The organism is Exiguobacterium sp. PvP048 (assembly GCF_040549175.1).
GTDB lineage: Bacteria > Bacillota > Bacilli > Exiguobacteriales > Exiguobacteriaceae > Exiguobacterium_A > Exiguobacterium_A artemiae.
Genome location: NZ_JBEPSU010000002.1, coordinates 607,356 through 618,763, shown reverse-complemented (window position 1 = coordinate 618,763; position 11,408 = coordinate 607,356). Strand labels below are relative to the sequence as shown.

The 11,408-nt window shown below is 48.0% G+C and carries 16 protein-coding genes; 4 read left to right on the top strand and 12 right to left on the bottom strand.

The genetic code is table 11. The annotated features are described in order from the left end of the window. The 3 genes from ABIC15_RS07665 to ABIC15_RS07655 form a co-directional block, all read left to right on the top strand. A partial coding sequence (locus ABIC15_RS07665) for an IS3 family transposase (RefSeq protein WP_354020325.1) occupies positions 1-938 on the top strand: 938 nt, incomplete at its 5' end. A 193-nt stretch (positions 939-1,131) separates the two neighbouring features. Then, a complete protein-coding gene (locus ABIC15_RS07660; RefSeq protein ID WP_354020324.1) occupies positions 1,132-1,557 on the top strand; it encodes a MarR family winged helix-turn-helix transcriptional regulator in 426 nt (141 codons plus the stop codon). A gap of 19 nt (positions 1,558-1,576) precedes the next feature. Beyond that, entirely contained in the window at positions 1,577-1,948 is a 372-nt protein-coding gene (locus tag ABIC15_RS07655; RefSeq protein ID WP_354020323.1) for a hypothetical protein, read from the top strand. A gap of 40 nt (positions 1,949-1,988) precedes the next feature. Here ABIC15_RS07655 and ABIC15_RS07650 read toward each other — a convergent pair whose 3' ends face one another. From ABIC15_RS07650 to ABIC15_RS07600, 11 genes are all read right to left on the bottom strand, one after another. Then, positions 1,989-2,348: a hypothetical protein gene (locus ABIC15_RS07650; protein WP_354020322.1), complete on the bottom strand. Its 360-nt coding sequence runs from the start codon at positions 2,346-2,348 to the stop codon at positions 1,989-1,991. After that, positions 2,348-2,563 (bottom strand): helix-turn-helix transcriptional regulator, encoded by a 216-nt coding sequence (locus ABIC15_RS07645; RefSeq protein ID WP_354020321.1) that lies wholly within the window; start codon positions 2,561-2,563, stop codon positions 2,348-2,350. The genes ABIC15_RS07650 and ABIC15_RS07645 overlap by 1 nt, the downstream gene beginning before the upstream one ends. 113 nt (positions 2,564-2,676) lie before the next feature. After that, positions 2,677-2,916 (bottom strand): hypothetical protein, encoded by a 240-nt coding sequence (locus tag ABIC15_RS07640; RefSeq protein WP_354020320.1) that lies wholly within the window; start codon positions 2,914-2,916, stop codon positions 2,677-2,679. Positions 2,917-3,017: 101 nt separating this feature from the next. Continuing rightward, positions 3,018-3,806 (bottom strand): ATP-binding cassette domain-containing protein, encoded by a 789-nt coding sequence (locus tag ABIC15_RS07635; RefSeq protein WP_354020319.1) that lies wholly within the window; start codon positions 3,804-3,806, stop codon positions 3,018-3,020. Further along, on the bottom strand, positions 3,803-4,597 hold the full coding sequence (locus ABIC15_RS07630) for an ABC transporter ATP-binding protein (protein WP_354020318.1): 795 nt from the start codon (positions 4,595-4,597) through the stop codon (positions 3,803-3,805). The genes ABIC15_RS07635 and ABIC15_RS07630 overlap by 4 nt, the downstream gene beginning before the upstream one ends. A gap of 14 nt (positions 4,598-4,611) precedes the next feature. Further along, a complete protein-coding gene (nikC, locus tag ABIC15_RS07625; RefSeq protein WP_354020317.1) occupies positions 4,612-5,466 on the bottom strand; it encodes a nickel ABC transporter permease subunit NikC in 855 nt (284 codons plus the stop codon). Next, a complete protein-coding gene (locus ABIC15_RS07620) occupies positions 5,463-6,407 on the bottom strand; it encodes an ABC transporter permease (protein WP_214764943.1) in 945 nt (314 codons plus the stop codon). The genes nikC and ABIC15_RS07620 overlap by 4 nt, the downstream gene beginning before the upstream one ends. Before the next feature lie 15 nt (positions 6,408-6,422). Next, a complete protein-coding gene (gene nikA, locus ABIC15_RS07615) occupies positions 6,423-8,036 on the bottom strand; it encodes a nickel ABC transporter substrate-binding protein (RefSeq protein ID WP_354020316.1) in 1,614 nt (537 codons plus the stop codon). Between the two features lie 104 nt (positions 8,037-8,140). Next, complete coding sequence (locus tag ABIC15_RS07610; protein WP_354020315.1) at positions 8,141-8,983, bottom strand: hypothetical protein; 843 nt, start codon at positions 8,981-8,983, stop codon at positions 8,141-8,143. A 70-nt stretch (positions 8,984-9,053) separates the two neighbouring features. After that, the gene (locus ABIC15_RS07605; RefSeq protein WP_354020314.1) at positions 9,054-9,617 is read right to left on the bottom strand and encodes a DUF1349 domain-containing protein; all 564 of its coding nucleotides are present in this window, start codon (positions 9,615-9,617) and stop codon (positions 9,054-9,056) included. Between the two features lie 51 nt (positions 9,618-9,668). Beyond that, positions 9,669-10,055: a hypothetical protein gene (locus ABIC15_RS07600; protein WP_354020313.1), complete on the bottom strand. Its 387-nt coding sequence runs from the start codon at positions 10,053-10,055 to the stop codon at positions 9,669-9,671. Between the two features lie 60 nt (positions 10,056-10,115). Here ABIC15_RS07600 and ABIC15_RS07595 point away from each other — a divergent pair, with 60 nt between their 5' ends. Beyond that, positions 10,116-10,625: a hypothetical protein gene (locus ABIC15_RS07595; RefSeq protein ID WP_214765141.1), complete on the top strand. Its 510-nt coding sequence runs from the start codon at positions 10,116-10,118 to the stop codon at positions 10,623-10,625. 24 nt (positions 10,626-10,649) lie between these two features. On the opposite strand, the gene ABIC15_RS07590 is transcribed toward ABIC15_RS07595, so the two are convergent. Further along, on the bottom strand, positions 10,650-11,330 hold the full coding sequence (locus ABIC15_RS07590; protein ID WP_354020312.1) for a VOC family protein: 681 nt from the start codon (positions 11,328-11,330) through the stop codon (positions 10,650-10,652). Positions 11,331-11,408 lie beyond the last annotated feature (78 nt).

Genomic DNA, 11,408 nt, shown 5'->3' with positions numbered 1-11,408 from the left:
GACAAGAGAGAACGACAAATATCTCATCTGAAGATGGAAAACGAGATCTTAAAAAAGTACATGGAGATCGAAAGAGAGTTGAGAAAGAAACAGTCCTAAAAATTGTAGAGTTTCTTCGGAGGAAGTATACAGTCACCGCCATTCTTAGTGCTTTGAACGTATCAAGAGCAAGCTATTACCGTTGGATTAAAGAATCTGTGAAAGCACCTTCGGTGCTAGAAAAAGCCATCATTGAACTAAGTAAGCAGACGAAGTATCGGAATGGACACCGAAAAATAAAGGCATTATTACAGCAAATCTATCAATTGAAAGCCAATCGGAATACCGTACAGAAAATCATGCAAAAACACCATCTCCAATGTCGGATCAAGCCGAAACGAAGATGGAAGTCTAAAGGTGACCGCATCATAACGGCACCGGATCTTATCAAGCGTGATTTCACAGCAAGTAAACCGAATCAGAAGTGGGTGACGGATATCACCTATATCCAATACGGCAGCACGACGAAATATCTTTCAACTATCATGGACCTATTCAATAACGAAATCATCGCCTATAAGTTATACGAGCATCAACAAACGCCTCTTGTGATCGATACGTTGAAGATAGCGCTTGAGAATCGAAACTACCCCGAGGGGGTCATTCTTCATTCGGACCAAGGAAGTGTCTATACGTCATACGCCTTTCAAGAATTCGTTAAGAGGAATCACTTAACAAGCAGCATGTCTCGTAGAGGAAACTGTTGGGACAACGCTGTTATCGAATCATTCCACTCTAATTTAAAGTCCGAGGAGTTTCAGTACGTTAAATTTAATTCACTAAGAGACCATGAGGTCTCTGAGCGCGTTATCAATTACTTAAATTACTATAACGAAGAACGAATCCAAGAAAAATTAGGCTACCTGACACCGAAAAAATACGGTGTACTGGCAGCCTAATCAAGGTGTTTTATATGTGTCTCATATTGCTAGGTCAGTCTATGTCGGGTCAAACGAAGGATGCTTTTTTATCAGGCGCAAGTGGTAGGAGATCAACCGATTTTGTGTTAATTTGAATATATGAAACCGCTTGATAATCAACAGCGGCTTTCATTATTTTACCGTTTATTCGGTGACAGAAAAGAGGGATCTGATGACTTCACACCTGTCTACTCCATCCTACCGTCATTGGCAGGCCATTCAAAAACTGCATCACCGCTATATGAAGGAAGTCAACGCTGTCCTGAAGGACTGGGGTTTATCGAAATCGCAGTTCGATATGCTCGATACATTATACCGGGAACAAAGTGCGACACAAAAATCACTTGAGACGACACTTGAACTGTCGAGCGGAGCCATCTCACAGACCTTAAAAAAATTATTCGACCTTCACCTCATCACCCGCAAACGAATCGACCGTGAAAAACGACTGGTCCTGACACCGTCAGGCGAGACGATCGTTGAGGAATCCGCTCCTGTCGTCGAAGTCATTCACGAACAGTACTTCAAACAGTTTACGATGGACGAGCATGAGTCGTTCGACCGTCTGCTCCATAAGATGCAAAGTAATCATTTTTAATCCGGAAGGAGTCGTTCCAATGATTCTTCGACATTTTACACACCGCCGTTTTTTACCGGCCATCGTCGCCCGCGGCGGACTTTCCGTCAAGGATACGGGCGGAGAATACTTACAATTCGAGTTCGAGCCGCCGAGTGACCGGCTGTTAAAGACGATCCATGACACCCGCTCCTCGAAGGAACTGCCGTGGGACGAAACCGATACCGTTGCGCTTGACTTCGATTTCGTCAAGATGCAGTCAGCTGACATCGAAGTTCTGGAGCAGGTAAAGGACGCTACATGGACCGTCGAACCCGAGTCGAATGTCGGTCCTTCCCGATTCGTCAAAAGCTTTTTATCGCTCGGTTACCTGACGGAGGAATCACGAGAACAGTTATCCGAGTACTACTGAAGAACAGGTCGACGCGACCTGTTCTTTTTTAGTTTTACCTTCAGCTTCGTCGACTGTACATAAACAGCGTCACCGGGAACGTCATGACCTGAATGAACAGCACACACAGCAAGGCTGTCATGATGTCATCGACGACTTTCCACTGCACGAGTGTGACTACCGCAAACACATACACGATACTCAACGCATATGACATCTGACCGCTTTTCATCTTAATTTTTTCCTGCCGTTCGTCATGCGTTTCAGCAGCCGGGAAAACCAAATCAACCGCCAGTTGACTGATTCCGACGAGGATGAGGATGATACTGTGCGGGCTCGGTCCATCAACAAGAGTCAGGTAGGTACCGTAGACAAGTAGAATAGCGAACAGTAAACGATTAATCATCGGCATGTGTTTCATCAGGCATCTTCTCCTTTTTTCTTTGAATCGGGCACAAAAATCGCTTCAATCGGACAATCAAACAACGCAGCGATTGAAAAAGCCAATTCAAGCGACGGATTATAGCGTTCTTTTTCGATGGAAATGACCGTCTGTCTTGATACCCCAAGGGCTTCTGCAAGCTGCCCTTGCGACCACTGACGGGCTTCCCGTAATGTCTTGACGCTGTTCTTCATCCCAGTCACCCCTTACTTCCAATAATAGGTAAACTGCATTCAGGTGTCAAGTTTCCTTTACAATCAGAATAAAAGAAAAACCATTCAATCCGTTTGGACCGAATGGTTGACGTTCAAGAAGATTTAACCGGTTGACCGACAGTTTCCTGTTGCTTTTTTAAATCCTGTTTCCACCAGCCAGCAATGTAAAATAAAGCAGCCATTACAAAAAAGGCCATCGGATAATAAGTCAAACTAGGCTCATGCGAAGCCTCCAATGTTAAATACATGTATCTCTCAAAAATTTTAATGACAAACAACATGAAAATTCCGACCGCAACCGCAAGTGTTCCCAATAAATAATGTTTATTCATCCTCATCGCTCCTCCTCCATTTTTGTTAACGATACCACTTTAATCCATTATTTACCTTATAATTAAAAATAGTAAGACCTCCTTACCGATGTAAAGAGGTCTTACTTTCGAATCGTCCGGTGACGCGGATGGACGGCAAGAACGGCCTGACGGATTGCCTGAACGTGCTCGTCCGTCGCTTCCGAGAACGACCGGAGCGTCGGATAATCACCGACCAGCTGACCATGATCGAGAATCATGAACCGATCGCTCAACGCTTGCGCCGCCTGGACATCATGGGTGATGAAGACATAGGCAAGACCAAGCGTTGCTTTTAAATTTCGCAATAGATCGAGAATCAGCGCTTTATTGACCATGTCGAGACTGCTGACGGCTTCATCGAGAATGATCAGCTTCGGATTCGTCGCGATCGCCCGGGCGATACAGATCCGTTGCAACTGACCGCCGCTGAACTGATGGGGATATTTCGTCAAATCCGCTTCCGCCAGTCCGACCTGTTCCAGCAAAGTGATGAGCCGTTGCTTGAGTGCCTCCGGCGTCAACCGTAAAAAATTCGCCAACGGTTCGGCGATGATCTGTCCCGCACTCAGCTTCGGATTGACGGCCGCAAATGAATCCTGAAAGACGACCTGGATGTCCTGCCGCGATGACAGATTCTGATAGATATCCTGTCCTTCAAACAGCACCTGTCCCTCTTTCGGCCGCTCAAGTCCGAGCAGAATCCGTCCGAGCGTACTTTTACCGGCGCCGCTCCGGCCGAGTAGACCGAGGCACGTCCCGGCTTCAAGTGTCAGCGAGACGTCCTGTAAGACGGTCTGCTCCGGCTGCCGCGACAAAAACCGCTGATTGCCGTACCGGTGCGAGACATGTTTGATCTGCAGAAGACTCATGCGTTCATTCCTCCCGCCTGAAGACCGTGCTGTTCTAGCAACCGGCGTGTATACGGATGTTGCGGCCGGTCGAACAGATCAAAGACATCGGCCTGTTCGACGATTTCCCCGTCCCGCATGACGAGGACATGGTCCGCCATCTCGGCAATGACACTCAAGTCGTGGGAGATCAAGAGAATCGCTGTATCATAGGTCGCCCGGACCTTCTCGAGATAATACAGGACCAGTTTTTGATTGTAGACGTCAAGCGCCGTAGTTGGTTCGTCGGCAATCAGGACATGCGGACGCAGACAGACCGCGAGTGCGATCATGACCCGCTGCAGCATGCCGCCGCTGAGTTCAAACGGATAGGCTTTCAGAATCCGGTCCGGCTGTTCAAGATTGACTTCAAGCAGCGCTTCAATTGCCCGCTCCTTCGCTTCGCGTTTACTGCACCGGTCGTGTGTCCGGATCGTTTCCATCAATTGATGACCAATCGTATAGACCGGTGTGAAGGCACTCATGGGATTTTGCATGATGAAAGCAATCTGCCCGCCGCGGACACGCCGGAGCGTGCGGTCGGACAATGTCATCACGTCCGTCCCTTCCAGTACAATCCGTCCGGACTGACGGATGGCCTTTTCGTCGAGCAGACGGAGGAGAGCCAGACTCGTCACCGTCTTACCGCAACCGCTCTCCCCGACCAGACCGACGATTTGTCCGGCTGCCAGTGAAAAAGAAATATCACGGACGAGCGGCTGACCGTTCGTCGTTTCGATCGTCAAGTGTTCGACGGATAATACAGGTTTCATCCGAGTCTCTCCTTTCATTTCGTTTGTTTGGTCACTCCGAACCGTTCCGATAATGATTCCCCGAGCAGATTAAAGCTCGCAATGACGAGCATGATCAGCAGACCGGGATAAATCATCAGTTCCGGATTCGTCCGGATGTATGATTTACCTTCGTGAATCATCGCTCCCCATTCGGCTCCCGGTGACTGAACACCCAGACCGAGGAACGACATCGCCGAGATGTCCATGATTGCCCAGCCCATCTCGAGTGTCCCGATGACAAGGAGCGGCGGCAGGATGTTCGGCAACAGATGCGTCCGGAAGATTTTCCAGTGCGAGGAGCCGTTGACTCGTGCTGCGGCAATGAAGTTTTTTTCCTTCAGCGTCATGATCAACCCGCGGAACATCCGGGCGTAGTAGACCCACTGGACGAGCATTAAGGCGACGATGACTTGTTTCAGTCCCGGTCCGAAAATCCCGACGAGACCGAGGACGAGAATCAGACTCGGAAATGCCATCACGCCGTCACAAAACCGCATCAGCAGTTGGTCGACCCAGCCGCCGATGTAGCCGGCAAGCGTCCCGATCAATAAACCGATCAACAGCGACGAGGCAAAAATCAGGACGGCGAATCCAAGCGATACCCGGGCACCGTACAACAGACGCGACAACGTACAGCGTCCGAGATGATCGGTTCCGAGCGGATACGTCCAGGACGGCTCCTGCAGTTTGACCGCCAGATTGACGAGATACGGATCATGCGGGGCAAGCCACGGGGCAGCCAGAGCCGCGAGAAACAACAGCCCTAAAAATACGGAACAGCCGATCAAAATCAGCCGTTGATTCGACAGGCGGTCCAGCAGACGGGGTCGTCCAAGCGGAACATTCATCGTCTGTTCCCTCCTTTCCGGGCAATCCGTGGATCGATTGCCAGTTGCAATAAATCAACGAGCAGACTGCTACCGATAAACAGCAAGGCCGCGAGGAAGACGTAGCCTTGAATGATCGGCATGTCGCGGTCAAAGATGGCTTCAATAAAATAACGGCCGAATCCCGGCCACGAGAAGACCGTCTCGACGATGATCGTCCCCGTCAACAGCTTCCCGAGGTTCATCCCGAGTCCGGTCAACATCGGCGGAATCGCGACCCGCAAGACGTGTTTTCCTAAAATGATCGTTTCCCGGATACCGCGTGTCCGGGCAAACAGGACGTACGGTTCGCGCATCGTCTCGATGACGCTCGTCCGTAACAGCCGCGTATACAGCGCAATCAGCGGCAACGCCAGCGTGATTGCCGGCAAGATGACGTGACTCGGACTGCCGATCCCGCCGACCGGTAATAAATCAAGCTGGACGGAAAAAAAGAAAATCAGCAGGTAGCCGAGCCAAAATGATGGAATCGACGCCCCGATGAAGGCGATCCCCCGGCTCAAATGGTCAAAAAAACCATTCTTTCGAACTCCCGCGAGAAAGCCGAGCGGGATACTGACGAAAATTGCGAGCAACAGACTCGACAGCGCCAGCTGGACGGTCGCCGGCAAACGAAGCAACACTTCGTCGAGGACCGGTTTCCCGGAAACGTACGATGTTCCGAAATCAAAACTGGCCAGCCGGACGACGGTCGTCACGTACTGGGTCAAAAACGACTGATCGAGTCCGAACTCTGCCCGCTTTTGTGCGAGCACCTCTTCCGTCGGTTGGATGTGGGCGGCCGACAGATACGCTTCCGCCGGATCAACCGGTGACAAATGAATCATCACCGTCAGTAATAAAATAGCGAGGAGCAGGATCGGAATGACCGACCCGACCCGTTTCAGAATATAGACGCCCATTCCGTTCACCTCCTTTTACTTGATGCCGATTTGAGCGAACGGGTTTTCATCCCGGTTCGCGGCAAATTTAAAGTTCGTGACCCCGTTTTGATAAATCGCCATCTTTTTCAAATACGAGATTGGAACGAGAGCTCCCTGATCCTGGAGCGACGGCAGAATCTCGGCATACATCTTCTGACGTTTCGTTTCATCCGTCGTTTTAAGGACATCTTTCATTTCCTGTAACAGTTGATCCTTGTTCGGATAAGCGGAAATCGCTTCTTTAAAACCGAATCCGTCCGTCCCGATGATGTTAACGAATGTATGCGGATCATACGGTGCGCCAAAGTTACTGTACATGTTGATATCGAATTTGTTGTCTTTGAAGCGCTGGACTTGATCCGGCAGCTCGACACCAACGATTTTCAAATCGACACCGATGCTCGCCCACTCTGATTGTAACGTCTCCGCCATCGCTTTTTGAACAAGTTCCGCAGCATCATACATCATTTCAATCTGTAACGGTTGTCCGTCTTTTTCACGGACCTTTTTGCCGTTCGGCAGTTTCCAGCCGGCTTCGTCCAGCAACGTTTTAGCCTTTTCGACATCAAAGTCCCGTTTTTCAACGTTCAGGTTCGATGTGTACGGCAGGTTCGGCGGCAGGATGAAGTCAGCCGGCGCTTCGAGACCGGACGTGATCCCTTCAACAAGTGTCTTCTTATCAAAGCCGTATTGCAGGGCTTGACGGACGCGTTCGTCTGCCAGCTGTTTTTTCTTCGTGTTCATGATCAACAGACGCGTCGCGACCGGTTCCGACATCGTCGTCTTGTAGGATTTCGTTTCTTTCAGCTGATTGTAAGCGTCGACACTGATTGCCCCTTCGCCGAAAATCAAATCGATGTCCCCTTTTTCAAAGGCGAGAACGCGGCTTTCAGCATCGGGAATGATATCGACCTTGATTTTTTTGACTTTCGGCTTTGGTCCCCAGTAGTTTTTGTTGACCTTAAACGTCGCGTATTGATCCGCTTTGTACTCGTCGAGCACCCACGGACCGGTTCCGACTTCCTGTTCGACGCCTTTTGACGTATCGCCGTTTTTCGGGAAGCCGGCTTCGCCGAGGAAACGAACCGGACGGACGACCGCCAATTCCTGAATCGTCGGATAGTATGCTTCCGACAACGTCATCCGGAACGTCTGCTTGTCGACGGCTTCCGTCTTGTCGATTTTTGAGATAAAGCCAAGCCAGCTATGTAAGGCTTTGTTTTTGAGGACGGCGTCAAAGTTCTTTTTGACGATTGTCGCATCAAACGTCGAGCCGTCCGAGAACTTGACATCGTCACGCAGTTTAAAGGTATATGTTTTTCCGTCTTTTGAGATGTCCCATGATTTCGCGAGGAACGGCTCGAGCTTTCCGCCTTCTGCGTAATGGACAAGCGGTTCGTAGACCATCGACTGAGCGAACAGTTGCGACGGGTTGTAGACATGCGGATTCATCTCGCCGATGTCACGCGGCCAGGCCATCGTTAATGTATCTTGATTTGATTTATTGTCAGCATCTTCGTTCGGATTTGAACAACCGAACAGCAGTGTCGTAATCGAGAGGATGGAAACAGCTTGAATGATGGATTTCTTACGGCGTGATACGTTCATAGTGGACAGGACTCCCATTCGTATTGATAATCATTTTCAATTGTAAGAGTCCGTGCTAAGAATTGTCAATGGATAATCCGTGAAAGCGTTGATTTCCCTGTGTTTTATGGTGAAGTCGAATCATTTTTGTATTGCATATATGACGTTTCAACAAATTCGAAAAACCACCCAGGCAAATAGTAAAACGAAATGATTCCACCAATCCACCTACTTATGTCAGCTAATCCCTCTATCGCCAGTGAGAAATTGAATACACTACCGACTAGAAGAATGATATGAAAACATACCTTTTTTTGAGCAATCTGCCTCTTTCTAGTTTCACTTGAAAACCGATTTTTAAAGTCTTTCCGGTAGTAACACCATTCAAATAGAGTTGTATGCGACGACAAGGATAAAAAGAAGAACCAACCGACTAAACCACCAGTCAACCACAATTCATTCCATTGGAGGAAAGGTATCACAGTAGTCAAGACACCCGTGCTGAATATGAATGGCATGAGAATGAAAAACAAGACCTGATCGACGAAGAAACAGAAACGACTTTTTAAAAAATTCCAAAACGTTTTTTTGTCTCGATTTAGACCAACCTGATTTTCCTCGTTTGAAGATTCATCTTTTACAATTAAAGGACTGATTGTGAGAAGAAAAATAAGTGCCAAAACGATTAAGGCAATTCCTTTCAGCGAAACACTACCACCTCTGTGCAGATTCTCTAACAAAAGAACAGTCGCATAGAGAATAATTAAAAGATACCCCGCAAACAGAAGGTAGTTGATCCGCCCTTGCTTAAAGACGATCCGTCCATGAATCAGTTGACGGATTGTCGTTTCATACCAACAAATGAAGCCATCTATTGGACGATTTAACTGATGGATGAGATACATGAATCGACCGACAATGCCGTAAAATAGGCAGCATACTATAAAGATACTGAAGATCATGGCCACTTCATTTTTCCTCCCTTCATAAATAAAGCATTCATAAGACGATATGAGTGCTTAAGTAATCTGATTTCATTTATACTTCGCGATAGTCAAACGCCAATACTTCGACGTCACATCCCTGACCTTCGAGATTCGGACTGCAGGCGTATGGACCGACTTTCCAGTCTCCGTCCGCATGCAGATGAGCAATCCGTAACTGCTCCTTCGTCTCACCATCGACGAAGTAAAGTTCAACGTCCTGTTGATTGCAGACGAGTTCAAATATCAGCGGCTGATCAAAGACCGTATTATCGATATCACGCGATGACCAATCGGAATAACCGAATGAGGTGACGACGGCTCCGAGATGCGATTTCCCGTCCGGAATGAATTCCGCTGAAACTTTTAGCCAGTTGTCCTCGTTTAAATAAAGTAGGATGCCTGCCTGATCATATGTTTTTTGCGGATACAGCTTCACTTCGATTCGGCAGGAAAAAGCCGGTGCTGGAATCGGTGTTAACAAGGCATGCCCCGTCATCCGGTTGAATCCGTAATACGTGTTGCGCCAGAAGTCGGTATCGCCATTTGTTGTAAATTTTAATTGTTGTTGGTTGTCAATTTCAGTTGGTTGGTTGAGCCATTGATAATCTTGCCACATGTGGATTCCTCCTGATTTAAGATTGAGTGTATTTTGTAACATCTCACTCGCTTACGGATCATCTCTGAATTGTTCAAACTCGGGATGTTTTGGTTCTCGGAAATCAATAAATTCTTCGGATGGATCTAAAAAATTATGTCCTAAGTATACTGCAAAGTAGTTCCCGTCTTTATCTCTGACACTAAACAAATAGGATGTTCGCGGTTCATCTTTTAGAAATACACTATATCCATAACCAAACTTTGTAAATTGACCGAATATCTGATACTCGTCTTTTTTCAGCCCGTACTGCTGTTCTAATCTGTCTTCCAAGTACAACTGCCGCAGGATTTTCTGATGATAGGTATACAAAAAACATGAAATCAACACCAACAATATCGCAAGTAAGACAATCCGCCCGATCCGCCACTTGCCGTCCACTTTCCAAAAATGTGTCATCCGTGCTCCTTCCCTCTTATCTTCACGTATGATACGGTACGGATAAGGAAGATATTGTTAATGAAAGTTCCTACTCTTACGAAAGAAGTGATTCACTTGAAAAAACATCTTTTGAGCCTCTGCTTCCCGGTCGTCTTTTTAATCGTTCCGTTCTGGACCGATCAACTGTCGCCCCTCCTGCAGGCACTCTTTTTCCTGATGTTGTTCATCTCGATTTGTCTGTCATTACATACGGCTTGGACGTTACTCAGCCCACGCATTCCGAACTGGACGGCGCGTGTCAACCGGCTTCATCCGGCGCTCGGGATCCTGCTTGGTCTCATCCTCCTGGCAGGATTCGGTTATCTGTTCTTTACCGTGTTTTCCCTCTTCACGTTCGGCATCATCCAAAGTATCCTGACGATTGTCCTGATGTATATCGGCCTGGCGATCTTTGTCTTCCTCCTCAGCTGTTTCGTCGAAGGGATTACCCGTCAATCCAAAGACTCGCTCTTTCAGCCCGTCTTGATTTTTGTCTCGGTCTCTTATGTCGTCTTGACGACGTTCGGGATTTTACAACTCATCGCCTGACCCTTAACCCGTCACAGGACGGGTTTATTTTTCGTGGTGCAACATCCCGTCTGCATCAAGTCGGACGTGCAAATTCCCGTCCAGTTCAAGCACAAGCGGGCTGGTAATGGCCGGTTTCGGTGAGAACAACCACGTCCGGTCTTCTCGTCCGAGCAACAGATGGGTGCCGTCTTCCGGCGCGCCGAGGAAATTCAGGAAGTCGACGTTGATCGGCTGATGGTACCGGTGAAAGACACCAAGTTCGGCGAATTGTGCACCGACACTGGCGACATCCGGTGTCGTGACGTTCATCTCACCAATATCGAGAATATCGCTCACGGTAAACTTTTCAAGCGACTTGTCCGGATTGACATCATGGCGGGCAATCAATTCGACGACATTTTCGTCCGTATCATAAAAATAGACGGAATGAGCATTGATGTTTTCAAAAAAGATTTCGTCTTCGCCGTCCTCGATCAATAACGGGACACGACGTTGCAACCAATCCTTCGCCAGTCGGAAGGCATCCCCCGGCACGTTAAAGGCAAAGTGATATTGTTTCGGTTGCTGTGTCGTGTCGAGCTCGAATCGAAGCTGACTCTTCCCGATTTTCAACGTAAACGCGCTCGCTGTCTCCTCGATGAGCGGAAAACCGAGTGTCCCCGTGTAAAAGTCCTGCATCGGTTTGACATCATTCGTCCAAAGTGTCGCTGCTGTAATTTTCATCGTCTATCTCCTCCATCTCATTTCAATCCATTTGCTAGTTTCAGTATACAATAATTGATGTATAATACTGGTTAAAAA

Coding starts and splice junctions, on each gene's coding strand:
- ABIC15_RS07660 (WP_354020324.1), top strand. CDS start 1,132: ATGACTTCACACCTGTCTACTCCATCCTACCGTCATTGGCAGGCCATT.
- ABIC15_RS07655 (WP_354020323.1), top strand. CDS start 1,577: ATGATTCTTCGACATTTTACACACCGCCGTTTTTTACCGGCCATCGTC.
- ABIC15_RS07650 (WP_354020322.1), bottom strand. CDS start 2,348: ATGAAACACATGCCGATGATTAATCGTTTACTGTTCGCTATTCTACTT.
- ABIC15_RS07645 (WP_354020321.1), bottom strand. CDS start 2,563: ATGAAGAACAGCGTCAAGACATTACGGGAAGCCCGTCAGTGGTCGCAA.
- ABIC15_RS07640 (WP_354020320.1), bottom strand. CDS start 2,916: ATGAATAAACATTATTTATTGGGAACACTTGCGGTTGCGGTCGGAATT.
- ABIC15_RS07635 (WP_354020319.1), bottom strand. CDS start 3,806: ATGAGTCTTCTGCAGATCAAACATGTCTCGCACCGGTACGGCAATCAG.
- ABIC15_RS07630 (WP_354020318.1), bottom strand. CDS start 4,597: ATGAAACCTGTATTATCCGTCGAACACTTGACGATCGAAACGACGAAC.
- nikC (WP_354020317.1), bottom strand. CDS start 5,466: ATGAATGTTCCGCTTGGACGACCCCGTCTGCTGGACCGCCTGTCGAAT.
- ABIC15_RS07620 (WP_214764943.1), bottom strand. CDS start 6,407: ATGGGCGTCTATATTCTGAAACGGGTCGGGTCGGTCATTCCGATCCTG.
- nikA (WP_354020316.1), bottom strand. CDS start 8,036: ATGAACGTATCACGCCGTAAGAAATCCATCATTCAAGCTGTTTCCATC.
- ABIC15_RS07605 (WP_354020314.1), bottom strand. CDS start 9,617: ATGTGGCAAGATTATCAATGGCTCAACCAACCAACTGAAATTGACAAC.
- ABIC15_RS07600 (WP_354020313.1), bottom strand. CDS start 10,055: ATGACACATTTTTGGAAAGTGGACGGCAAGTGGCGGATCGGGCGGATT.
- ABIC15_RS07595 (WP_214765141.1), top strand. CDS start 10,116: ATGAAAGTTCCTACTCTTACGAAAGAAGTGATTCACTTGAAAAAACAT.
- ABIC15_RS07590 (WP_354020312.1), bottom strand. CDS start 11,330: ATGAAAATTACAGCAGCGACACTTTGGACGAATGATGTCAAACCGATG.